This is a genomic window from Nocardioides endophyticus (genome assembly GCF_039543845.1).
GTDB classification, from domain to species: Bacteria; Actinomycetota; Actinomycetes; order Propionibacteriales; family Nocardioidaceae; genus Nocardioides; species Nocardioides endophyticus.
Genome location: NZ_BAABKN010000004.1, coordinates 125,992 through 149,256 on the forward strand (window position 1 = coordinate 125,992; position 23,265 = coordinate 149,256).

Annotated in this window: 17 protein-coding genes; 11 read left to right on the top strand and 6 right to left on the bottom strand. The window is 69.8% G+C overall.

Translation table 11 applies throughout. The features are described from left to right. Positions 1-158: 158 nt before the first annotated feature. Together ABEA33_RS01755 and ABEA33_RS01760 are read left to right on the top strand one after the other, a co-directional pair. Positions 159-4,043, top strand: a complete 3,885-nt coding sequence (locus tag ABEA33_RS01755) for a DUF7927 domain-containing protein (protein ID WP_345524809.1) — start codon at positions 159-161, stop codon at positions 4,041-4,043. A 167-nt stretch (positions 4,044-4,210) separates the two neighbouring features. Continuing rightward, complete coding sequence (locus ABEA33_RS01760; protein WP_345524810.1) at positions 4,211-4,690, top strand: class F sortase; 480 nt, start codon at positions 4,211-4,213, stop codon at positions 4,688-4,690. 248 nt (positions 4,691-4,938) lie between these two features. Here the strand turns inward: ABEA33_RS01760 and ABEA33_RS01765 are convergent, their stop codons facing one another. Beyond that, positions 4,939-9,339, bottom strand: a complete 4,401-nt coding sequence (locus tag ABEA33_RS01765; protein WP_345524811.1) for a family 78 glycoside hydrolase catalytic domain — start codon at positions 9,337-9,339, stop codon at positions 4,939-4,941. Positions 9,340-9,705: 366 nt separating this feature from the next. Here ABEA33_RS01765 and ABEA33_RS01770 point away from each other — a divergent pair, with 366 nt between their 5' ends. Together ABEA33_RS01770 and ABEA33_RS01775 are read left to right on the top strand one after the other, a co-directional pair. Beyond that, positions 9,706-10,752 (top strand): fatty acid desaturase family protein, encoded by a 1,047-nt coding sequence (locus ABEA33_RS01770; RefSeq protein ID WP_345524812.1) that lies wholly within the window; start codon positions 9,706-9,708, stop codon positions 10,750-10,752. 39 nt (positions 10,753-10,791) lie between these two features. Continuing rightward, positions 10,792-11,898 carry a WD40/YVTN/BNR-like repeat-containing protein gene (locus ABEA33_RS01775; protein ID WP_345524813.1) on the top strand — a complete coding sequence of 369 codons (1,107 nt, stop codon included), beginning with the start codon at positions 10,792-10,794 and terminating at the stop codon, positions 11,896-11,898. 31 nt (positions 11,899-11,929) lie between these two features. On the opposite strand, the gene ABEA33_RS01780 is transcribed toward ABEA33_RS01775, so the two are convergent. Continuing rightward, positions 11,930-12,124: a hypothetical protein gene (locus ABEA33_RS01780; protein WP_345524814.1), complete on the bottom strand. Its 195-nt coding sequence runs from the start codon at positions 12,122-12,124 to the stop codon at positions 11,930-11,932. Positions 12,125-12,522: 398 nt separating this feature from the next. Beyond that, the gene (locus ABEA33_RS01785; protein WP_345524815.1) at positions 12,523-12,933 is read right to left on the bottom strand and encodes a hypothetical protein; all 411 of its coding nucleotides are present in this window, start codon (positions 12,931-12,933) and stop codon (positions 12,523-12,525) included. A gap of 192 nt (positions 12,934-13,125) precedes the next feature. Here ABEA33_RS01785 and ABEA33_RS01790 point away from each other — a divergent pair, with 192 nt between their 5' ends. Further along, positions 13,126-14,430, top strand: a complete 1,305-nt coding sequence (locus ABEA33_RS01790) for an HNH endonuclease signature motif containing protein (protein ID WP_345524816.1) — start codon at positions 13,126-13,128, stop codon at positions 14,428-14,430. 118 nt (positions 14,431-14,548) lie between these two features. On the opposite strand, the gene ABEA33_RS01795 is transcribed toward ABEA33_RS01790, so the two are convergent. Continuing rightward, positions 14,549-14,953 carry a nuclear transport factor 2 family protein gene (locus tag ABEA33_RS01795; protein WP_345524817.1) on the bottom strand — a complete coding sequence of 135 codons (405 nt, stop codon included), beginning with the start codon at positions 14,951-14,953 and terminating at the stop codon, positions 14,549-14,551. A gap of 22 nt (positions 14,954-14,975) precedes the next feature. After that, positions 14,976-17,513, bottom strand: coding sequence for a beta-glucosidase family protein (locus ABEA33_RS01800; RefSeq protein WP_345524818.1), 2,538 nt, complete (start codon positions 17,511-17,513; stop codon positions 14,976-14,978). 85 nt (positions 17,514-17,598) lie between these two features. On the opposite strand from ABEA33_RS01800, the gene ABEA33_RS01805 reads away from it, so the two are divergent. Both ABEA33_RS01805 and ABEA33_RS01810 read left to right on the top strand, forming a co-directional pair. After that, on the top strand, positions 17,599-17,970 hold the full coding sequence (locus ABEA33_RS01805) for a VOC family protein (RefSeq protein WP_345524819.1): 372 nt from the start codon (positions 17,599-17,601) through the stop codon (positions 17,968-17,970). A 71-nt stretch (positions 17,971-18,041) separates the two neighbouring features. Continuing rightward, positions 18,042-18,443, top strand: a complete 402-nt coding sequence (locus tag ABEA33_RS01810; protein WP_345524821.1) for a hypothetical protein — start codon at positions 18,042-18,044, stop codon at positions 18,441-18,443. On the opposite strand, the gene ABEA33_RS01815 is transcribed toward ABEA33_RS01810, so the two are convergent. Continuing rightward, positions 18,440-19,426 carry a LacI family DNA-binding transcriptional regulator gene (locus ABEA33_RS01815; protein ID WP_345524822.1) on the bottom strand — a complete coding sequence of 329 codons (987 nt, stop codon included), beginning with the start codon at positions 19,424-19,426 and terminating at the stop codon, positions 18,440-18,442. The genes ABEA33_RS01810 and ABEA33_RS01815 overlap by 4 nt on opposite strands. A 77-nt stretch (positions 19,427-19,503) precedes the next feature. Here ABEA33_RS01815 and ABEA33_RS01820 point away from each other — a divergent pair, with 77 nt between their 5' ends. The 4 genes from ABEA33_RS01820 to ABEA33_RS01835 are packed head-to-tail and all read left to right on the top strand — an operon-like array spanning position 19,504 to position 23,262. Next, positions 19,504-20,064: a TRAP transporter small permease gene (locus tag ABEA33_RS01820; RefSeq protein ID WP_345524823.1), complete on the top strand. Its 561-nt coding sequence runs from the start codon at positions 19,504-19,506 to the stop codon at positions 20,062-20,064. After that, positions 20,061-21,335 (top strand): TRAP transporter large permease, encoded by a 1,275-nt coding sequence (locus tag ABEA33_RS01825; protein WP_345524824.1) that lies wholly within the window; start codon positions 20,061-20,063, stop codon positions 21,333-21,335. Before ABEA33_RS01820 ends, ABEA33_RS01825 begins: the two co-directional genes overlap by 4 nt. Further along, entirely contained in the window at positions 21,332-22,234 is a 903-nt protein-coding gene (locus tag ABEA33_RS01830) for a shikimate dehydrogenase (RefSeq protein ID WP_345524825.1), read from the top strand. Before ABEA33_RS01825 ends, ABEA33_RS01830 begins: the two co-directional genes overlap by 4 nt. Next, positions 22,234-23,262: a DctP family TRAP transporter solute-binding subunit gene (locus ABEA33_RS01835; protein ID WP_345524826.1), complete on the top strand. Its 1,029-nt coding sequence runs from the start codon at positions 22,234-22,236 to the stop codon at positions 23,260-23,262. The genes ABEA33_RS01830 and ABEA33_RS01835 overlap by 1 nt, the downstream gene beginning before the upstream one ends. The last annotated feature ends 3 nt before the right edge of the window (positions 23,263-23,265 follow it).

The window sequence follows — 23,265 nt, forward strand, 5'->3', positions numbered from 1 at the left end:
GGCTCGGCGGCTGGGCTCGGCGGACGGACCAGGGGCGTACCAACCGAGGACCAACTTCGCGGCCAACCGGTCCATGCGGCCACGGCCCGACCCATGCTGTGCGCGAAGACCTGTTCGAGAAGCCCCAGGCTCCAGCCCTCCCCCCAGGAGAACCATTCATGACGACATCGTCGTACCTCCCACGACCGCCTCTCATCGAGCCGTCCGCCGTCCGAGGAGCCTCCGGGCCGCGACGCGCCATGGTCATGTTCCTGACCCTGCTGCTCGGGCTCTCGACACTGGCTCTGGGCTTTGCCGCCCCTGCCGGGGCGGCAACCGTCTACGAGATCGACGGCGAGTGGGCCCCCGGCACCCCCACCACGGTCGCGAAGGGCGACGTCGTCACCAGCGAGTGGCGGGTCAACGTCAACGACGACCGGCCGGCGCCGTCGAACGACCCGGTGGACAACGTCAACTTCACCGTGACCATCGACAACGGCCAGTTCAAGGCGCTGCCGGACCTGTGCAAGACGGGTGCGGCCTACACGCCGCCGTCGAGCCTCTCGGCCGACAAGAAGACGCTGGTGTGCAACCTGGGCACGGTTAACCAGGGCACCGCGGTCGTGGTCCAGGCCCCGATCGTGGCCGACGGCACCACCGGCGAGCAGATCACCGCCTCGGGCTCGATCGCCGGGCTGACCGACGACCTGACCCCGATCAACATCAAGAACACGTTCGGCATGGACATGCTCTGGGGTCAGCCGTCCCCGTTGACCGTCGCCTCTCCCGGAGGGAACCCGGGCGACTTCGACTTCGACTTCGAGTGGACGCTGTTCCAGGACGTCGGCAGCGATGAGGGACCCCAGACGATCACCTACAACTTGACCATCCCGGTGGCGGACGGCTCGCCGCTGGAGCTCGGCCAGCGAAGCAACGTCGCGCCGTATGACCAGCCGTGCACGCCGTTCGTGTCGCCATACGGGGCAACGGGTCACCCGTACTCCGCTGGGGGCACTGTGGATCAGCGGGCCCCGTTCGTGCAGACCTGCACCTTGGTCAAGACCGGGCCCAACACGTTCCGGATGACGATCACCGGGATCGACTACTCCCAGACCCAGGTGCCGACCCAGGACTCGAAGGGCAACCCGCTGCCCGCCGACCAGGTCGCGGTCGCCAGCGGCTCGATCTGGCTGCGGATCCGCGACCTCCAGGCCTCCACCGGGGTGACCCTGGCCGCCAGCGCGCCGACCTACACCTCGGTGACCGGCCAGACCGATCCCGACGAGACCGCCAACAACACCTCCAGCAAGACGATCCTGTTCCCAGGCCCGTGGGCGCACCTGTGGGGCGGATCCCCCACGCGTTCCACCAACTGGGACAACAACATCGAGGTGGCCCCGGGCGCGACCTACATGTTCGGTCAGACCGGTGACCTCCGCTCAACCTATGGTGTGGTCAACCCCACCGACGTGCTGTCCGACTGCACGGTCCTGGACAACCAGTACGTCGACTATCGCGGTGTCAACGTCTACTCCACGCCTCCCGGCGACCCGCTGGGCGCGCCGCAGCCGCCCGGGTTCGGGCAGCTGGCCTGGTATGTCGGCAACGACCCGACGCTGATGGCCGGCAACGCCGGCTACAACCCGGACGCGTTCACCGGCTGCAACACCAACACCGGTTGGGTGTTCACCGAGCCGGCCGACCTGACCACGGTCAAGGCGGTCCGCTGGACCGGCCCCGCGTCCCTGCTCAACGGCAATGGCTTGAATCTGCGTGTCTACGAAACGATCCAGACCGACGCCCCGATCGGGCAGGACGTCTGGACCTGGGGCGGCTACGGCCTCAACGGCACCTGGACCTACCCGGGCCGCGGTTCCAGCGGCGTCGGTCAGCTCACGGCGACACCCGGTGAGCGGTATCCCTACACCGCCAACGGTCGCGACATCCTGCACGTCATCTTCGCGGTCCCGACCATCCGCAAGACCGGCGACCGTCAGGTGGTGCGTCCGGGTGAGCCCGCGACGTTCACCCTGACCTACTCCGCCAACGGGTCGGCTGGCGCGGTCCCGCCCACGGTCGATGACTACCGAATCATCGACACCCTGCCGGTCGGCATGACCTACGTGCCGGGCTCGGCGGCGCCGGAGCCGACCATCACCACCAACGCCGGTCGCCAGGTGCTGACGTGGCTGCTGGACGACGTGCCGACCAACGCGCTCCAGACGCTGACCTATCAGGCGGTCGCGGGCACTTCGGTCACGCCGGGTCAGACCCTGACCAACACCGCGACCTCGGACCTGCGCGGCGAGGTCTCCAAGCCGGCGACGGCGCAGGTGGTGGTCTCCTCCAACGGCTACACCGAGATCAGCAAGACCGCGGACACGCCGTTCATCCCGAACCTCGATGGCTCGGGCGACGGCGAAGGGTCGTGGACCGTGACCATGCGGTCCTTCGACCCGCTGCCGCAGGCCTACACCGACATCATCGACATCCTCCCCTGGGAGGGTGACCAGCGCGGGACCGACTACGACGGCAGCTACAAGCTCAAGGCCGTCACGATCCCGGCCGGCTCGGTCGGCACGGTCTACTACACCACCGCCGACCCGGCCACGCTGTCCGATGACCCGGCGACCCCGGCCAACGGTGGGGCCAACACCCCGTCGGCGATGTGGTCGACGACGTTCACCCCGGACGCCACGGCGGTCCGGGTGATCGGCCCGGTGCTCGCTCCGGGTGCGGTGCGCCAGTTCCAGGTGCACATCCAGACCGACGGCGCGTCTCCGCTGGACGAGTTCGTCAACCGGGCCCAGGGCCGGTCCCAGCACACCCGGCTGGTGACCCGGACCTCGGCGCCGATGCAGATGGCCCCGCACTACGCGGCGAACCTGAAGAAGTACGTCCAGGACGCCAAGGGTGTGTGGCGTGACGCCAACGACGTGACCGACTACCCGGCGTTCAAGATCGGCGACACGGTGAAGTACCGGATCGTGGTCACGAACATCGGTCAGGGCACGCTGACCAACATCGACGTCAAGGACGACAAGTTCCCGCAGGGAGCGTTCCACGTCGACTCGCTGGCGCCTGGTGCCTCGCAGTCGCATGAGTACTCGATGGTGATCCCTGGGGATGCCGTGGGAACTCTGGTCAACACCGCCTGTGCCGAGGCCGACACCCCCGCCGATGCGGGTGGGCTCGAGCCGGTGATCAACTGTGACCCGGCGGGTCGCGAGCTGGTCAACTACATCACCACCAAGGTGGCCGACCCGACGTCGGGCACCGCGGTCCAGGCCGGTCAGAAGATCAAGTACACCATCGCGGTGACCCAGCAGGGCACTGTGCCGGCCGACGCCGTCTTCACCGACGACCTGGCCGACGTCCTCGACGACGCCAAGTACAACGGTGACGCGAGTGCCACCATCGGCACGGTCGAGTACGTCGACGGGAAGCTGCTCTGGACGGGCACCGTGCCGGTCGGGCAGGTCGCTCACGTGACCTACACCGTCACCGTCAAGGGCGTCAAGAAGCTCGGGAACCGCGACATCGTCAACCCGGTGACCTCGCCCGGCTGCGTGGTCCTTGACGGGGAGACGGTGAACTGCGACACCGAACACCGGGTGCCGAAGTTCGACCTGATGCTCACCAAGAAGGTCCTGGGGAGCGCGGTCGTCAAGCCCGGCCAGGCGATCCGGTACAGCCTCGTCGTCGCCAACCGCGGCCCCGAGGTCGCGGTCGCGCCGATCGTGCTCACCGACAAGCTGCCCCGCGGTCTGGAGCTGGTCAAGGCTGGCGGGAACGGCTGGAAGTGCACGGTCCGCAAGGCGATCGACAAGGTGAGGTGCACGAGGGACCGCAACCTCGCGGCCGGCAAGCGGGCACCGAAGGTGGTCGTGGTCGCGAAGGCGACCAAGGCAGCCAAGGGCCGGCTGGTCAACGTGGCGGAAGTGAGCGCCGGCGGTGACACCGTCCGGAAGAACAACCACGACGTCGCGGCCGTGACCATGGGTCGACCGCCGGCGCTGCCGAGCACTGGATTCCGGCAGATGCTGCGGAGCTGGTCGTTCTGAGACGAGGGTCTCTGATCGTCCGAGCCACCGGGGTCGTGCTGGGCGTCGCGATAGCGACGTCCGGTGCGGCCCCGGTGGCCGCCTCGGGACACATCTCGGGGGTCGTGTCCGTGGAGTCGCCGACGGCAGCACCGTCGGCGACTCCCCTGCCCAGGACGTGCCGGCCGGTGGGCCGGGCGTTCACGCCGAAGACCATCGTCATCCCCGGCGTCGTCGCCGCGACTCGGGTCCTGGCCCTCGGACGGGATCGACGCGGGGTGCCCCGCACGCCCCCGCTGACGTCGAGGGGCAAGTGGCAGTTCGCGTGGGACAAGGCGTCCGGGAACCGACCGGGTGGTCGCTGGGGCGTCATCCGGCTCAACGCTCACACTTATCCGGCCTCGGCCGGAACGGCGCTCGGCAACCGACTGCTCGCCAGGCTCCGCAAGGGAGCGGTCGTCCGGGTGGCCGGATCCAGCGGCCAGCGGCTCTGCTACCGGGTGACCAAGCGGGTCAGCCTCCGGGCCGAGCGGTCCTCCGTCGACTACTACGACGACGGTGGCCGGTCCCGGATCGCGATCCTGGTCTGCTCCGGGAAGCGCCGCGGACCGGGTGACTGGAGCCACCGGACCATCTGGTACGCCGTGCCGACCTCGCCCGCGCGCTGAGCATCCAGGCCGCCGGAGCCCGGAAGCCTGTGAGACATCGTGCCATGGTGCGCGACCGTGGTTTCAGTCCCGCGGACCACCGTGCATCAGACCGTCCAACCCGCCGATGGAATCCGCCAGCTCGGGGTCGAACTCCCCGGCTCTTCTCGCGGCTCGATGCTGTCCGCGATCAGCTGGCAGCAGGTGCAAAGAGCAGTGGTGGCGCCGGGAGTCCCGACGCCACCACCCACTCCTGACCTATCGCTGCGTCAGCGGTGGCGCTTCACCCTGAGGGCGGGAGCGCTGACCTGGAGGTCCTTGTACCCAGGGGCGTGCGCGGTTGCGGTCACCTTGATGCGGTGTCCGACGTCCCTCTTCGTGACCTGGTAGGTCACGCGAGTAGCACCCTGGATCGCCTTGCCGTCGCGGTACCACCGGTAGGTGATCTTGGATGGCTTCGGAGTGAAGGCCACGCGGATGGCCCTCAGCTTGTGACCAACCGTGGCCTTGCCCGCCGTCTTCGGCTTGTGCTTGGCCGCGAAGGTGCCCTGGGCGACCCGCACCGCATGGCTGTCCGACGTGGCGGTCTCGTACCCCGCGAGCTTGGCGGTCACCGTCACCCAGATCGACGCCTTGGCGTCCTGAGCAGTCAGCGTGTACGACGAGCCCGTAGCCGCAGCGATGGCCTTGCCGTCTCGCTTCCACTGGTAGTTGACCGCCGTCCCGGCCGGCCACGTGCCCGCCGTGGCGGTCAGCCTCGACCCCACCTTGGCCGTGCCGCCGATGGCGGGGAGGGCCGTCGGCAGCAGGGTCCCAGCGCCGACCCTGACCGGCTCGCTGGTCGCGGTGGCGTCCTCGAGGCCACGAGCGGAGGCCGTGACCGTCACGGAGAGCGCTGCCCCCTGGTCCGCCGGCACCAGCTGGTACGACGAGCCCGTGGCGCCCTGGATCGGAGCACCGTTGCGCAGCCACTGGTAGGAGACCGAGCTCGGCTTCGGGCTCCAGCTGCCGGCGTCCGCGGTGAGGGTCTGACCGACCGTGGCCACGCCGGTGATCTGCGGGGCCACGTCCGAGGTCAGCGTGCTGATCCCGCCGACGAAGCGGTAGCTGCCGGGGTCCACCGAGTAGACGGCGTACGTCGAGTCGCCGGCGGTCTCGTCGCGGACGAAGGTCGCGCCGGCGGGAGCGCCGGCTCCCTTGCCGAGGGTCGGCACCCAGATCTCAGCCGAGGTGTTGGCCGGGATCGTGACGTCCAGAGCGAGGGATCCGTCCTCGCGCTTGGTCCAGTCGCTCGACACGGTGCCGTGCGGAGTCTCGCGGGTGCCCGCTACGTGCCCGAGCGTGCCCACGGGCTGCGGCTTGACGACGATCTTGTCGAAGCCTGTGGAGTCGGCCTCCTGCTGGATGCCCGCCAGACCGGCGCTGAACCACTCGTCGATCTGCAGCAGGATCATGTGGTTCTGCGAACCCGCCATGTCCCACGACTCGGGGATCGTGGTGCGGCCCGCCGCGATGAAGTTGGCGTAGCTCGGCGCCGTCGGCTCCTGCAAGACGTCCCACAGCACGTTGCTGCGGCCGTTGTCCATCAGCACCTGGTACGTCGGCTGGAGTCCGACCTCACCACCGGACATGTGCGGGCCCTTGCCGTCGGTGCCGGGGTGGTAGGCGCGGATCCGCGCCTCGAGATCGTCGAGCACGGCCTCCTTGGCGTCGGCCGGGACGATCCCCATGGCCAGCGGCAGGGCGTCGAGGGTCTGCGAGCCCGTGGTGCCGTTCGGCCCGGCACTCGTGTACGACTTCGTCTCCGGGTTGAAGAACTTCGCGTTGAACGCGTCCGCCAACTGCGAGGCGAGTCCGCGGTAGTCGGTCGCGTCGTCGTCGTGACCGAGCTCGGCCGCCATGTCGGCCATGTCCGAGGCAATGGTGTAGAGGCCGTAGGTGCCGGTGGCGGCCTTCGGCGTCGTGGTGTCACCCGCGATCCAGTCGCCGAGGCCACTGACGAGCAGGCCGCCGGCGACCTGGGCTCGCACGTAGGCGAGGTAGTCCTGCATCGGCTCGTAGTACTCGCGCATGGTGTGCGTGTCGCCGTACGTCTTCCACAGCTCGTACGGCGTCAGGATGAACGCGCCACCCCAGTTGACGTCGTCGCGGTAGCCGCCGCCGAAGACGGTCGGCTCCGGCGCGATTCCTGGCATCTGCCCGTTGGGCAGCTGCGCCTCGAGCATCTGGCGCTGCATGCCCCTCAGGTAGGAGGAGACGTCGAAGTCGGAGTGGATCGCCCCCATCGACTGGATCATGTCGGCGAGCCAGCCCAGCTTCTCCCGCGTCGGGCAGTCGGTGAAGATCGCCTGCATGTTGGAGCGGATCGAGTACTCCGACATCGTGTGGATCTGGTTGATCATCGCGTTGTCGGTCGTCACGTCGCCACCGGAGGGCACGTCGGCGTTCGTCTGGAGACCGACGAGCGTCTTCTCGTCCGGCGTGAAGCCGGCCGGCAGTCCGAAGACCTGGACGTACTGGAACCCGTGGTACATGAACTGGGGAGCGAAGGTCTCCCCGCCCGGGTCACCCGACGTCGTGTAGGTGTCGAAGATTCCGGTGGCCGAGCCCGCCGACGCGGTGCTGACCGTGCCGTTCCCGCTCGCCGTCTCGCCCGGGACCAGCTTGATCACGGTGCCTGCCGGCACGGTGCCGCCTGGGATGTGGAGCTGCGGCATGCCCGCGAAGTTCTGCCCGAGGTCGAAGGACCACGACCCGTCGCCGACGTCCTTGATGGTCGCGGCCTTGAACGTCTTCTGCAGGCGCACTGGCGGTGCCTCGCGCCAGACCAGCTTCGTGTCGAGCGAGGGTGCAGAGGTGATCGAGGCGTCCTCCCACCCGTTGGTCTCGGAGAGGTCGGCGCCCGGTTCGTCCCACCCGTCCTGGACCTCGCGTGCGTCGTAGTCGGTGCCCGCGTACCAGTTGTCGGTGGTTGTCGGCCCGTCCTTGGTCTGGAACGACGGGTCGCTGACGACGGTGGACGACGTGCCGTCGGTGTAGGTGATCTCCAACCGCGCGAGCAGGCGCGGGGTGATCATCGTGCCCGCCTGCGTCGACGGGCCGGAGCCGATGACCGTCGTGCCGGCCTCGTGAGCCGTGCCCAGCTCCGGGGAGACCGTGACGGTCCCGGCGCCGACAGCGGAGATCCGGCGGGACTCCAGTCGAGCGCCTCCATCACCGGTGTCGACATTCAAGGTGTCACCCACGTTGAGGCCCACCGTGCCGGTCACCGCCACGGTCGTGTCGCCGACCTGGGTCGGTGCAGTCAGGGCGAACTGCGGCTGCGGCACGCTGTTGAACTTGAGGTACACGTCGTTGCGTCCGGCTGCGGCGTTGCCCTTGGGATAGACGTTCGTCTGTCCGTTGCCCAGGGCGACGCCGAGGGTGTTGTCGCCACTCTGGACGAGGTCGGTGACGTCGTAGTCGCCGTACTCGACCGAACGCATCGGGTTGGTCACCCCCGGGTTCAGCACGGTATCCGTGACCTGCTTCCCGTTCACGGTGGCCTGGTAGGCCCCCAGGCCCGCGACGTACAGGCGGGCCTTGTCGACCTGCCGTGTGGCGGTGAAGGGCTTGGCGAAGATCGGCAGCGGGGTCGTGGGATCCGGGCCCTGCGGGTTCGGCTCGCCGGCGACGGTCTTGATCACGTCGGCGGCGGTCGGTGAGGACGACGTCGCCGAGGCCCGGATGGTGAAGTCCACCGGGAAGTTCGGGATCTGTCCATCGGCCGTGCGGGCGTCGCTGCGCGGGTAGAGCACGATCCGGTTGAAGTGCTGGACCGACTTGAGGTCGATCTGGATCCACTTGGACGGGTCGACGTCCTGGGTCGTCGACTGCCGGGTCATGAAGCCGGGGCTGACGATCAACCCGTCGGTCAGGCCCTTCGAGCTCCACCCGTTCGAGTTGAACTGGTCCGAGGCAGAGACACTCGTGCCGCGGGCGACATTCGTGCCCTCCGGCGTCAGGACCTCCATCTCGGCGAGTTGGATGCGCGAGACGACGCCGTAGGACGACTCGTTCAGTGGCAGACCGAGCTTCGTCACGTCCAGTCGCACGTAGCGCGCGTTCTGATCACCGACGTCGATCGTCACGCCGCGGTTCAGCGGAGCCGGAGGCTTCTCGATCCACTTCGCGTCACCCCAGTCGGACGACTCCAGCAGACCCATCTCGAAGGTGGACGGGGAGCTCCAGGCGGAGGTTGCGCCGTTGCCGTCCCAGACCCGGACCTGCCAGGACACGTCCGTGCGCGAGGTGAGCGCCGTGCCGGCGTACGTCGCCTGCTGCTCGGCGCTGGTGACCTGCCCAGAGTCCCAGAGCGACCGCCCCGAGCCATCTGTCACGCGCACCTCGTACCCGGTCTGTGCTGCCGCCGGGCCGGTGCCGGACAGCTGCCAGCTGAAGGTGGGGGTGGTGTCGTCGACACCCAGCGGCTGGTCGGTGCGGTTGTCGATGCGCAGACCGTCGACGGAGACCTGCGCGGGATCCGCGGGGTTGGTGGGCGCTGCCGCGGCGGCGGTGCCACCGGCGAATGCGAGGCTCGCGACGGTCACGACAGCGGCGGCCGAGGAGAGCCATCGCCGTGGCGTCGTACGTCCCCTCCCCGCGGATTCTGGAGCACTGGGCTGGAGCACAGGTGGGTCTCCTCTAGTTGACGAGGTTAATGAATCGTTTCAGAACGGGATGTTCGCACGGCAGTGACCTCCGCCACAACCCCTTACTTCCCAGTACTGACTACCCAGGCCGAGTCGTGGTGGGTCAGGCAGCGTGACGCGATGTCGGGCTCGATGAAGGCGTGTGCGCCTGCCTGGTGATTCGTTTCAGGCGACATCGAGACCCGAGGAGATGAGCGGCTCGGCGGACGAGTTCCTGGAGCTGTTGCGCGCCCACATGCGCTGAGTGCCGTGGGTCTGCCCGACACCGCGGAGGGGTTCTAGGTCTACCCCGTCCCGGGTGTCAGCACCATCGTGCGACCGGCAGCGTCGCCGAAGACTGGCGACATGACGCTTCAGAACACTGCCAGCGCGGAACGCCAGGCCGCGAGCGGCTCCGACTTCGCCGAGCTGCGGCGCCGCATCGAGGCGGCCGGCCTGTTGCGCCGCCGACCCGGCTACTACGCGATCCGGTGCGCCGCGGTGGGCGCCGCGCTGGTGCTCAGCTGGGTGGCGCTCTTCCATGTCGGCTCGACCGTCGGCGCCCTGCTGGTCGCTGTGCTGATGGCGGCGGTGTCCGGGCAGCTCGCCCTGCTGGCGCACGACGTCGCGCACCGACAGGTCTTCCGCACTCGTCGGCCGGCCGAGCTGGCCGGGCGGCTGATCGGCAACCTGGGCGTCGGGATGAGCTACGGCTGGTGGCAGGCCAAGCACACGCGCCACCACGCCAACCCCAACCACCAGGAGCTTGACCCGGACGTGGCTCCTGACCTGCTGGTGTGGTCGACCGAGCAGGCCGAGGGTTCGGCTCAGGACGCACGCGGGCTCGCCCGCATTGTCGCGGCGTACCAGGGGCCCCTGTTCTTTCCGTTGCTCACCCTCGAGGCGCTGAACCTGCGCAGCTCCAGCATCCGCGCGCTGCTCCGACCCGGTCTGCGCGGGCGCCGGCTCGAGACCGCGCTGCTGGCCGCCCACCTGGTGGGCTACCTCAGCCTGGTGCTGGTCGCGCTGCCGGTTGGGCAGGCGCTGATGATGATCGCCGTGCACCAGGCGCTGTTCGGTGTCTACCTCGGCTGCGCCTTCGCCCCCAACCACAAGGGGATGCCGACGCGCACGGGGCAGCCGGAGCCGGACTTCCTGCGCAAGCAGGTGCTGACCGCGCGCAACGTGCGCGGCGGGCTGGTGACCGACGCCGCGCTCGGCGGGTTGAACTACCAGATCGAGCACCACCTCTTCCCGAGCATGCCGTGCGTCAACCTGCCACGCGCGCAGCCGATCGTGCGCGACTTCTGTGCCGAGCGAGGAGTCGACTACGAGGAGGCCGGCCTGCTGGCGTCCTACGGCATCGCGCTCCGGCACCTGCACTCCGTCAGCGCACCGCTGCGCCAGCGATGACCCTGGACAGGACCGTGTTGTCTGGAGCAGGGTGCTGGGATGCGTCTTCTCGGAACGCTCGCCCTGTCCACCCTGCTCGTCGGCTCCATCCTCGGGACCCCGGCGTACGCCGGCCACCACGGTCCACCGAGCCACGGTCACGGTGATGGGCACGGCCCATCACTGCAATGGGACGAGACCGTCGTCGACGCCGACCAGGGCTTCCGCGGTCTCGATGCGGTCGACCGGCGTACGGCGTGGGTGACGGGCGGCAGCGCCACCGAAGGTGCCCCGGGCCGGGTGTTCCGCACGACCGACGGCGGTCGGAGCTGGGACGATGTGAGCCCTCCTGGCACCGAGGGCCTGCTCTTCCGCGACGTCGAGGCGCGTGGCAAGAACGAGGCCGTGGTCCTGGCGATCGGGCCGGGTGACGCCTCGCGGATCTACCGCACCACCACCGGAGGTGCGAGCTGGGCTGCTGCCTTCGTCAACGACGATCCCGCGGCGTTCTACGACTGCATGGCGTTCTATCCGGACGGCAAGCGTGGTCTGGCCTTGAGCGACCCGGTCGACGGGAGGTTCCGGATCCTCTCCACCCGCGACTCCGGCCGCTCTTGGAAGGTCCTCCCGGACGCCGGGATGCCGGCAGCACCGACGGAGGCCGGCTTTGCCGCCAGCGGCGACTGTCTGGTCACCGCCGGACGCTCGGCGTACTTCGGCTCCGGCGGCGGTGCCTCACGCATCTTCCGGTCAGACGACTACGGCGTGTCCTGGACCGCCACCGACTCCACGATCCCTGCCGGCGAGGCCGCGGGCGTGTTCGGCCTGGCGTTCCGTTCGCCGAAGGAGGGAATCGCCGTCGGTGGTGACTTCTCGGCGCCCGGCGACGGTGTCGACGCCGTCGCCGTGACGCGCCACGGTCGCACCTGGCGCAACGCCGGCGACCTCAGCCATCTGGGCGAGGACGTCGCCTATCTGCCGGGTCGCGGGGCTCGTCTGATCGTCACGGGCGAGTCCGGCGACGTGAAGGGGACCAGCGTCAGCCGCGACGGTGGTCGCAGCTGGACCCGGGTCAGCGACGACGGATACCACGCGCTCGACTGCACGCGCGACGGATCGTGCTGGGCCGCAGGCGCCAACGGCCGCGTGGCGCGCCTGGCTCGCTGACCGCGCCGCGTCAGATCGCGGGCTGCTCGACCTAGCGCATTGCCTCACGCTTCAAGAGCTCGGCCGCATTGCGCAACGAGACGATGTCACCGACCAGGCGGTGCATCTCGGCGCTGCAACCGCGGAGCGCGTCTGCGTCGTACGCGGTCTTCAGGTGGCCCTGCAACTCGGCGGCGTGCTCGAGCGCGGTCGCCGCCGACGCGTCGACCAGTTCGATGACTCCCATTCGTCTCCCCCGGTTGGAATGCTTGCATGGAGCGTGAGCGTCTCCGACCCATCCCGAGATCCAGGTGGCTCACGTGAGCCATCCCACCCTGGGGTCGAGCGGGAGTCCACTTCCGAGGCCTCAAATACCCAACGTAGGTGACGCGGATATCGGACACTTCAGATCCCTATGTGGGCGGGGATCTGGGGTTTCAGGGCTCAGGCACCGAGCCAGTGGTTGCGGTTGGTGGGTCACCCAGGTAGTCGACGAAGACGCGGTCGGGGTCGCGGTCGGCCATGGCGCCCTCGAGCCAGCAGGGGCGCCATCGAGAACCAGATGGTGACGGCCTTCTCGTTGGGCAGGGTCGCGTAGGCGCGGCGCATCGCCGGCACACCACCTCAGCTGCCGGAGCCCGAGAGTCAGGCGGTGTCGACGGCCCAGCGGTGGCCTTCGGGGTTGTCCTCGAGCTGGCGGGCGCGTTCGGCCTCGGGCGTGGTGAGCTCGTTGTCGAGGCGGAAGCCCTGCACGGTGTGCGCGAAGTGCCGGGGGAGCGGGCGCGTCTGCAGGTGGAAGCGGGTGACGACGCCGGGGGAGCCGGGGCCGGAGTCCCGAGAAGCCCAGTAGAGATCGGAGTTCTCCGTGACGGAGTAACGCACGAGCTGGCCTTCCGCCGTGACCACGTCGACGGCCACGACGTACTCCGCCGCCCAGCCCCAGCCACGGGCGTTCCAGCCCTGGCCGCCTTGGAGCCGGAAGCCGCCGACGCCGGAATCCAACCGGCCCAGGACACCCGGGCCGGCGACACCAACGCCACGGCCCGCTCGGGTCACCGCCGGTGACGCGACAGACGGGTTATGGGGTCACCGCAGTCTGGGGTTGCGGTGGATGGTTGCGGCCTCGGTCGGCCTGCGGGCCCGCGCGGGTCGACCGTCGTGGCCACCGCCCGAAAACATGACAAAAACAGGGCAAATCAATCCACCCGAACACTCGAACATACATACGAATCGTGGTAGCCTGGAGGCATGGCTCGACGGAAGCGCTCCACCACTCTGATCGCCGGACCCCGGTCCCGCGACGAGTCGCTGCTGGCTGCCGCCGAGGTCACCCACCGCGCGAAGCGGCTCGCGGAGGCGCGTGAGTTCGACCTCGCCGCGCGGTGGGGCGAAGCCCACCCCGGCGACCAGGCCCCCGCACTGGCGTCGGCACCGGTGTACGAGGCGAACGTGTTGTTCGGGGACCGGCCCCTGGAGGTTGCCGGGTACGGCGCACCCACCGTCTCGGAGTTCGCGATCACCGAGTTCGCCACCGCGGTCGGGATGTCGTCGACCGGTGGGCGCAAGTTCCTCGGCGCCGCCCTGGAGACCAAGCACCGCCTCCCGCTGCTCTGGGCCCGGGTGATGGCCGGCGAGGTCCAGGTCTGGAAGGCCCGCCGAGTCACCGAGCACACCATCACCCTGCCCCCACACGCCGCCGCCCAGGTCGACACCCAGATCGCCCCCATCGCCCACCAGTGTTCCTTCGCGGAGATCGAGCGGGTCGCCAACAAGGCCGCCGCCGAAGCCGACGCCGACCAAGGCGAAGAAGACCGCGCCGAGACCGCCGCCGGGCAGTACCTCCGGATCGCGCTCGAGGACGCCGAACACAACCACGGCTACGTCCCCATCGAAGGCCTCCTCGACCTCGACGACGCCCTCGCCCTCGAAGCCGCCATCAAGACCAAGGCCTACGCCCTCCTCGAGCAGCACCCCGAGCTGAACCTCGACCTCGACGAGCGCCGCGCCAAAGCCCTCGGCCACCTCGCCGACCAAGCCCTCACCGGCGGTGATGGGGAGGGTGCCCGGGAGCTGGTCATCTACGCCCACCACGACACCCGCGAGGCCCACGGCATCATCAGCCTCGAAAGCACCGGCGGCCTCAGCAGCACCGGGTCCACCATCACCATCGAGCAGCTCGCCGACTGGTGCCACCACGCCAACACCAAGGTGTCGATCCGACCCGTCCTCGACCTCACCGAGAACCTCTCAACCGACCGGTACCAGCCGACCCCACGGCTACGCGAACAGGTCATCCTCACCTGCCTCACCTGCGTCTTCCCCGGCTGCGGCAAGACCGCGAGGCGTTGCGACCTCGACCACATCACCCCCTGGCACCACGGCGGGAAGACCGACTCCGCCAACCTGGCACCGCTGTGCCGGCTCCACCACCGCCTCAAGACCCACGGCAACTGGACCTACAAACGCCAGGACAAGACAACGTTCGTGTGGACCAGCCCCATGGGACGCGTCTACGTCAACGACCTCACCCACAAACGCCGACGAACACACTGACCCCCACCCCACCGACCATGCCGGTGGGGCCACAGTCATGTCCGGGCAAGGATCCCGCGGTGTCTTTGGGGCGGTGACCACCTATCCCGTCCCACCGGCCGCCTCAACCACCAGGGCGTCAGTCGGATTCAGGCCTCAACACGTAGAACTCCGTGAACTTGCGGCACCGTCCTCGATCGTCGAACCGCATCACGAAGCAGTTGTCGTAGACCTGGTGGACGGGGCCGCCGGGCACCTTGCGATAGGTCGTCGTGCCTTGGGCGACCATCGTGTCGCCGTCCATCGCCACCGGTGCGTACGACGCATCGAAGGTGCCGGGTTCGTCCCTGCTCGACGCGACGTCCTGGGCGTCCTCGCCGAGCCAGGACGCGACGACCGCGTCGCGACCGAGGATCGGCTCGTCGTAGGGGTGGTAGCGGTAGGCGACGTCGTCGGCGAAGAGTGCGCCTATCGCGGCGGGGTCATAGCTGCGCCACGCCGCGACGTACCGGTCGAGCCACTCCTGAGCGCTGGTGCGGTCCATGCTCGGCACGGTACGCCGATGCTCAGCCCACGAAGGCCCGCGTCACGGTGCCGTCCTCGTGCTCGAGGTTCATCCGGTCCTCGCGGTAGTCCATGGTCAGCATCGAGCCGGGGGCGAACGTGCGCACCTGCCAGCCGGCGTCGGTCACCACCTGAGACGCCTCGTCGAGCGGACGCCCCACCAGCTCCGCGAGGATCGCTTCGAGGTCGCCGGTCGGCACGGGGACCTCGCCGCGGATGTCGCCGAGCCCGCGGGCGACGAGGAGCCGTCCGCCGGTGAGCGGGCGCCAGGCGCCGTCGTCCCAGGTGCGCGAGGCGCGGGGGTCGCAGGCGACCTCGACGCTGCGGGTCTCCCCGGGCGCCAGGGAGACCGTCGAGAAGCCGACCAGACGGATCGGCTGGTCGTCCTCGGTGGGCTGCAGGTAGACCTGCACGACCTCCCGCGACGCCCGCGCGGACACGTTGGTCAGGTCCACGGAGACGACTGAGTCGGCGAGGGTGACCTCGCCGTACTCCCAGTCGCCGTAGCCCAGCCCCTGCCCGAACCAGTACGCCGGCGCGGGCGCCCGCTTAGCGGCGTACCCCCGGTAGCCGACGAAGACGCCTTCCTCGTAGGCCAGCTTCCCGGCCGTCGGGGCCACGCCCCACGCCGGTGAAGCGCCGTCGGCGGCGGGGAACGACGTGACGAGGCGGCCGGCGGGTTCGATGTCGCCGAGCAGGGCGGCGGCGACAGCGTGCCCGCCCTCCTGACCGGGCAGCCCGGCCCAGAGGATGGCGTCGACCTCGCTGGCCCACGGCATCAGCACGGGGGTGGCGGCGTTGACGACGACGACCGTACGGCGGGCCGCGGCGGCGACCGCGGACACCAGCTCGTCCTGGCGGCCCGGGAGGGCGAGGGTGGACTTGTCGAAGGCTTCGGTCTCCTGCTCCTCGGTCAGCCCGACGACCACGACCGCGATGTCGGCGGCCGAGGCGGCGGCCACGGCTGCCGCGATCGCGTCATCGTCGGTCGGGGGAGTGGGCTCGGCGACCAGTCCGAGACCGGCCCAACCGCCGAGGGTCACGTCGGCCACCAGCTCCGTCGGCCCGTCGAGCACGACGTCGGTCTGCCAGCCGGGCGGGCGCAGGAAGTCGCCGCCGATGTCGTCGGACTCGGACTCCAGCGTCACGTCGTACGACGCCTCGCCGACCGTGACCGTCGCGCGACCGACCGCGAGCACCCCGATCCGCCTCGCGCCGCCGGGCACGGTCGCCGACATCACGACCCTGGTGACGGGTTCCGCGAGCTCCTGGTCGGGCATGAAGCCGACCGTCCTCGCCTCCTCCGACACGTGGTCGGACAGCAACGCCCCGGACTCGCCGTACATCCGGACCCGCATGCTGAACTGCCCAGCCCGGACGCGGGCTCGGACCGCCACTCCGTCGACGACCGTCACGCCGTCCATCGCCTCGGTCAGCCCGTCGGCGATGCTCACCTGGTGCGGCGCGCGCACCGACGCCGAGCCACCGCCCATGCAGGTGGTCTCCAGCGCCGGTCGGCCGATCAAGGCCACGGATGCCCCGCGAGCCAGCGGCAGCGAGCCGTCGTTGGCGAGCACGGTCATGCCCTCGGCGGCGAGTCGCGTCAGCTGCTCGCGTCGTACGGCGCCGCCGGGCTCGGGCAGGTCGGTGCGCCAGGCGCGGGGCGCGTTGAGTGCGCCGACCCGGGACGCGAGCAGCAGCAGCCGACGCAGGTGGTCGTCGATGACGGCCTCCTCGACTTCGCCTGCCTCGACGGCCGCGACCAGGGCAGGACCCCAGGGTCCGGTCGGCCCGGGCATCACCAGGTCGAGGCCCCCGTTGGCCGCGGGCGCTGCCGTCTGCGTCGCGAACCAGTCCGACATCAGCAACCCGAGCCAGCCCCACTCGCCCTTGAGGATCCCGTTGTTGACCGGTCCCTGCTCGGTCGCGGCGATGCCGTTGACTTTGTTGTACGCCGCCATCACGGACCACGGGTCGGCGTCGTCGACCGCGATCTCGAACGGGAGCAGGTAGAGCTCGCGCAGCGTCCGCTCGTCCACCACGCTGTCGACGCCGTGCCGGTCGGTCTCGGCCTCGTTGGCGACCAAGTGCTTCACGCAGGCGCCGATGCCCTGTGACTGCAGACCTGAGACGTACGCCGCCGCAAGGTGGCCGGTCAGCAGCGGGTCCTCGGAGTAGGCCTCGAAGAGCCGTCCGCCCAACGGGGTGCGGTGCAGGTTGACCGTCGGCCCGAGCACCACGTGGATGCTCTGCCGCTCCGCCTCCTCGGCGAGCAGCCGCCCGACCTCCTCGGCGGTCTCGGTGCGCCACGACGACGCGAGCAGGGTCGCGTTGGGGAACAGGCAGGTCAGCGGCCCGCCGGTGAAGTCGAGCCCGCGCACCCCCGTCGGACCGTCCGAGAACGCCATCGGCTCGAGCCCGATCTCCTCGTCGCCGCGGAGGGTGAACATCGTGGCGCCGGTCAGCAGCCGGACCTTGCGCTCGAGCGACAGCCGAGCCAGCCGCTCGTCGAGGTCTCTGGCGTTCAGGGGGTCGTCCATGGGCCTCACCCTGCCACCGGCGTACGCCGAAAATTCGCTTCCGGAGCGGTCAGGAACTGACCTGATTGGCTCGTAGGCTCGCGACATGGACTACAAGATCGAACTCATCCCCCTCGCCGTGCAGGACGTCGACCGGTCCGTGGAGTTCTACGGCAACGGTCTCGGCTGGAGCGTCGACCACGACCGGACCGTCACGCCGGAGCTCCGCTTCGTCCAGGTCACCCCGCCCGGCTCGGCCTGCTCCATCTGCTTCGGCCTCGGCCTCGAGATGATGCCGCAGGGCTCGTCGCAGTACATCCAGGTCGTCGTCGCGGACGCCGACGCGGCTCTCGCCGAGCTGCGCGACCGCGGCATCGACTGCCAGGGCGTCGACGACCAGCCGTGGGGCCGCTTCGTCTACTTCGAGGACCCCGACGGCAACCGCTGGGCGCTGCAGCAGCTCGTCATCCCGGGCTAGTGGCGGAGGGCGTAGCCGAGCGAGTGGAGGACATCGCTCTCCGAGCTCGCCCGATCTGCCACCATCGGTGCGTGACGATCAGGCGCTGGTTGCGCGCACACCCCAGCGATGTCGTCGACTTCTTCGTGTACGTCGTGGTGCTCAACCTCGCCGTCGAGTACCTGCCGGCGGTCATCAGTGAGGGGTTCACGCTCTCCCTGCTGACGGCGCTGTTGCTCAAGGTCGCGCTCGAGCTGGTGCTCGTGCTCAAGGGCCGGGTCATCGCACGCTTCAAGGCGGCCGAGACCCGGCCGGGCAAGGTCGCCGCCGGCCTGCTGGTCTGGGTCGTGGCGGCCGGCAGCAAGCTGGCGGTGCTCGGGCTGGTCGACGTGGTCTTCGGTGCCCGGGTGAGCCTGGGTGGGTTCGTGTCGGTCACCCTGCTCGTCGTCTGTCTCCTGCTGTCGCGCGCCGGCGTACGGCGTCTCCTCGACTAGGTCGTCGCGCCCGTCGAGCCGCGCAGCACCAGCTCCGTGGGGAGCGCGACGCGCGGCTGGTCCTCGGGGGCGCGCGACCCGGCGGTGAGCAGCAGCTCCACGGCAGCGCGACCGACGTCGACGTGCGCGCCGCCGAGCGTGGTCAGGCCGGGAGTGCAGACGTCGGCCGCGAAGATGTCGTCGAAGCCGACCACGCTGACGTCGTCGGGCACCCGGACGCCGCGGGTCGCGAGCCGCTGCAGCACGCCGATCGCGAGCAGGTCGTTGTGGGCGACGAGAGCGGTGGCGCCGCCGGCGTTCAGTGCGGCGTCCGCGGCCGCGCCGCCCTGGTTGACCTTGGGTGTGAACGGCCCGATCCGGCGCACGCTGACGCCCGCCTGCTCGGCCGCTGTCTGGAGCGCGGCCCAGCGGGTGCCCGCCATCCAGGAGTTGCGCGGGCCGGCCAGGTAGAGGAGGTCGCGATGTCCCAGTGAGGCCAGGTGCGAGACGATCTGGCGACATCCTTCGACGTGGTCGAGCACGACGCTGGCGATGCCGGGCAGCTCGCGACTCACGAGCACGACGGGCCGCTGCGCGGCGATCTGGAGGAGGTTCTCGTCCGGCAGCCGGCTGGCCGACAGCATGAAGCCGTCGACGGCGGGTGCGAGTCGCTGGATCTGCTCCCACTCGACCCGAGGCGACTCCTCGGCGTTGACCAGCAGCAGGGTGTACTCGGAGACCCGGGCGCGCATCTCGGCACCCCGGATCAGCTCGAAGTAGTGCGGGTTCGTGATGTCGGAGACGACCATGGCGACGGTGTGGTGCTTGCCGGAGAGCAGGGCTCGCGCGTGCGGGTTCGGGCGGTACCCGAGCTCGGCCGCGACCGCCAGGACCCGGTCGCGGGTGGCCGCGGACACCCGCCCGGGCTGGGAGAAGGCGCGCGAGACGGTCGAGGTCGCGACCTCGGCGGCGGCGGCGACGTCGTAGATGGTGGGTCCGGACACGTGGCCAGCCAACTCGATCTGGCAACAACATGGCAACCCCTTGCCGTCGGTTGCCAGACCTCCGTACGTTCCCCGCTGTGACCGCCGACACAACGACCACTGACGACGGCCGGCGCCGACTACCGCCCTGGCTCGACCGGATCGCCCGCGTGGCGACCGCGATCGAGCTGACCCTCGGCGTGGCCGCCCTGCTGCTGATCTTCGGGCTGGTGCTGCTCCAGGCGGCGCAGCGCTACCTGCCGATCGACGGGTGGCCGTGGACGGGCGAGTTGGCCCGGTTCAGCCTCGTGTGGCTCACCTTCGTGACCGCCGGCGTCCTGGTCACCCGCGACTCCCACATCTCGATCGAGATGATCGACATGGTGCCCGGCGACCTGATGCGCCGCGTCGTTCGCGTCGTCTCCTGCCTGATCGTCGCGGCAATCGGCGTCGGCCTCTGCCTCGAAGCCTGGGAGCTGACCCAGACCCAGGGCATCTTGAAGTCCCCGGCGATGCAGATGCCGATGTCGTGGCTGTACGCCGTCTCGATGATCGGCTTCGTCAGCGTGGTCGTCCGCTCGCTGATAGCCGCTGGCCAGTACGCCGTCTACGGCGCTCCGGAGCCGACGTACGACGACGTGGAGATGCCGACAGCATGAGTGTCCTCGTCCTCTGCCTCCTGATCACCGCGCTGTTGGTGATCCGCGTCCCCGTCGCCTTCGCGTTCTTCGGGCCGTGCCTCGTCTACATGACCACCACCGACCAGTCGGTCGGGCTGGCGCTGCGCCTGGTCGCCAACTCCACGGCCAGCTTCCCGCTGCTCGCCGTACCCCTCTTCATCCTCCTCGGCTGCATCGCCAACCACGCCGGCATCGCCGACCGTCTCTTCGACTTCGCCCTCGCCCTGTTGGGTCGCGTGCGCGGCAGCCTCGGCTACGTCAGCGTCGGCGTCAGCCTCGGGTTCTCGTGGATGAGCGGCTCCGCCGTCGCCGACGCCGCAGCGCTCGGCAAGGTCGAGATCCCGGCGATGATGAAGGCGGGGTACTCGCGTCCGTTCGCACTCGGCGTCGTCGGCTCGTCGTCGCTGATCGCGCCGGTGATGCCACCGAGCATCCCGGCGGTCATCTACGCCGGTCTCGCCGGCGTCTCGACCGGTGCGCTCTTCGCTGCCTCGGTGGTGCCCGCCTTCCTGATGGCGATCGGGCTCTGCATCGTGGTCTTCCTCTGGGTCCGCCGGATGCCCAACATCCAGTCGACCCAGTTCAGCTGGGACCGGGTGTGGGTCACCGGCCGCCGGGTGATCGCGCCGCTCGGTGCCCCGGTGATCATCCTGGGCGGCATCCTCGGCGGCTACGTCACGCCGACCGAGGCCGCGGCCGTCGGCGCGCTCTACATGCTCCTCCTCGGCTTCGCCTACGGCACCCTGAAGGTCCGCGACCTGCCCAAGGTGCTGGTCGAGGCCGCGCTGACCACCGGCAGCATCATGCTGATCGTCGCGTCGGCCAACCTGCTGGGCTACGTCTTCGCCAAGGAGCGGATCCCGCAGGACATCTCGGAGTGGATGCTCGGCATCACCAGCAACCCGACGGTCTTCCTGCTCCTGGTCTTCGCGCTCTCGATGGTGCTCGGCACGGCGCTCGACGCGATCGCCGTGCTCACTCTGACCGTGCCGATCCTGCTGCCGATCGCGCTGCAGTACGACGTCGACCCGATCGCCCTCGGTGTGCTGATGATCCTGTCGCAGATGATCGGCCTGCTGACGCCGCCGGTCGGGACGGTGATCTTCGTGCTGCAGGCGATCACCAAGGCCCGGATGGCCGAGGTCTTCTGGGGATCGCTGCCCTTCCTGGTGCCGCTGACCCTGCTGTGCTTCGCGATCATCTTCTGGCCCGACGCGATCCTCTACCTTCCCGACAGGCTCGGCCTGTGAGCGCCGCGGAGCAGCGGTCCTGGTTGACCGGGCTGATCGGCCACGGCGTCGGCCCGTCGCTGACGCCGGAGCTGCACGAGCGCGAGGCCGAACGCCAGAGGCTGCGCTACGTCTACAAGGTCATCGACCAGCCCGATGTCGACGTCGACCGGAGCCGGCTCGAGCGGCTGCTGGCCGGGGCGATCGAGCTGGGCTTCGACGGGCTCAACGTCACCCACCCGGTCAAGCAGGCGATGGTGCCACTGGTCGACGCGGTCGCCCCGGCCGTCGGCGCGATCGGCGCTCTCAACACCGTGCTGATCCGCGATGGCCGGACCGAGGGTCACAACACCGATGTGAGCGGCTTCCGCCGAGCCTTCGCCGATGGGCTGCCCGACGCCGATCGCGACCGCGTGGTGCTCATCGGTGCCGGAGGTGCCGGCACCGCGGTCGCGCACGCGCTCGCCGATCTCGGCGTACGCCGGCTGCTCGTCGTCGACCCCGACGGCGACCGGGCCGCGGCCCTCGCTGCCACGTTGCGTGACCAGTCGACGACCGTCGAGCTCGCGCGCGACGATGGGCTGGCGGAAGCTGTCCGTGGCGCGTCCGGACTGGTCAACGCCAGCCCGATGGGCATGGCCTCGCACCCCGGGTCGCCGGTCCCGGCCGAACTGCTGCGCCGAGACCTGTGGCTCGCCGACATCGTCTACCGCCCGCTGGACACCGCACTGCTCAACGCCGCGCGCGCGGCCGGGTGCGCCGTGCTCAGCGGAGCCGGGATGGCCGTGCACCAGGCGGCCGATGCGTTCGAGCTGATCACCGGCCGCCCGGCCGACCGTGGAGCGATGCTCCGCGACTTCGACGAGCTGGTCGCGGCTGAGTCCGCGGCCGGGGACACCACCCGAGAGAGGAATCGATGATGGCAGCGAGAAAGAAGAGGAGGAGCGCCGCACTGGCAGCGACGATCCTCGCGGTCCCCATGGCCCTCGCGGCCTGCGGCGACGACAGCGAAGGCGGCGGCGGAGAGTCCAGCGGCGACGTCACGCTCCAGCTCGCCCACAGCTACACCGAGACCCAGCCTCAGCACCGCTGCGGCGCCCAGGTCATCGCCGACGAGATGGAGAAGGCTGACGTCGGGGTGAAGGTCGAGATCTTCGCGGCCAGCCAGCTCGGCGGCGACGCCGACCGGATCGCCTCGGTCGTCTCCGGTGACATCGACATGGACATCCAGGGCGCCTCGGCGCTCGGTGCCGTCTACGAGCCGGTCGCGGTCCTCGACGCGGCCTACGCCTTCGACGACGGCGAGCACCTCGCCCGCTTCTTCGACAGCGATGCCTCCAACGATCTGCTGCAGGGCTTCGAGGACGAGACCGGCGTGCACACGCTGGGCGCGTGGTCGGCCGGCATGCGGGAGTTCACCGCCAACGTCCCGATCCGGTCCCCCGAAGACCTCGACGGCCTGCGGATGCGGTTCCCGAACTCCCCGCAGTTCCTGATGAACGCCAAGGCGCTCGGTGCCGACGCGACAGAGGTGGCGTACGAGGAGCTCTTCCTCGCGTTGCAGCAGGGCACGGTGGACGGCCAGGAGAACCCGATCACCAACATCGCGGCGTCCAGCCTCCAGGACGTGCAGGACTACATCAGCATGTCCGATCACCAGGCCAACTCCAACCTGGTGATCATCGGCGCCGACCCGTGGGGCGAGCTCTCGACGGAGCAGCAGGAAGCCCTGACCAAGGCCGTCGACGCGGCCGAGGCGCAGGTGCCCGGCTGTGTCACCGAGGACGAGGAGAAGACCCTCGCCGAGTGGGAGGCGAACGGCGACATGGAGGTCGTCGACGACGTCGACGTCGAGGCCTTCCGCAGCCAGGCCGACGCTTACCTCCGTGACAACTTCGACGACGAGCAGCTGGCCGTCTACGAGGCTGTACGCAGCGAGGCCCAGTGATGG

What these genes read in the sequence shown, in the direction of transcription:
- ABEA33_RS01755 (WP_345524809.1), top strand. Translation starts at nt 159, where the DNA reads ATGACGACATCGTCGTACCTCCCACGACCGCCTCTCATCGAGCCGTCC.
- ABEA33_RS01770 (WP_345524812.1), top strand. Translation starts at nt 9,706, where the DNA reads ATGACGCTTCAGAACACTGCCAGCGCGGAACGCCAGGCCGCGAGCGGC.
- ABEA33_RS01775 (WP_345524813.1), top strand. Translation starts at nt 10,792, where the DNA reads ATGCGTCTTCTCGGAACGCTCGCCCTGTCCACCCTGCTCGTCGGCTCC.
- ABEA33_RS01780 (WP_345524814.1), bottom strand. Translation starts at nt 12,124, where the DNA reads ATGGGAGTCATCGAACTGGTCGACGCGTCGGCGGCGACCGCGCTCGAG.
- ABEA33_RS01790 (WP_345524816.1), top strand. Translation starts at nt 13,126, where the DNA reads ATGGCTCGACGGAAGCGCTCCACCACTCTGATCGCCGGACCCCGGTCC.
- ABEA33_RS01795 (WP_345524817.1), bottom strand. Translation starts at nt 14,953, where the DNA reads ATGGACCGCACCAGCGCTCAGGAGTGGCTCGACCGGTACGTCGCGGCG.
- ABEA33_RS01800 (WP_345524818.1), bottom strand. Translation starts at nt 17,513, where the DNA reads ATGGACGACCCCCTGAACGCCAGAGACCTCGACGAGCGGCTGGCTCGG.
- ABEA33_RS01805 (WP_345524819.1), top strand. Translation starts at nt 17,599, where the DNA reads ATGGACTACAAGATCGAACTCATCCCCCTCGCCGTGCAGGACGTCGAC.
- ABEA33_RS01825 (WP_345524824.1), top strand. Translation starts at nt 20,061, where the DNA reads ATGAGTGTCCTCGTCCTCTGCCTCCTGATCACCGCGCTGTTGGTGATC.
- ABEA33_RS01835 (WP_345524826.1), top strand. Translation starts at nt 22,234, where the DNA reads ATGGCAGCGAGAAAGAAGAGGAGGAGCGCCGCACTGGCAGCGACGATC.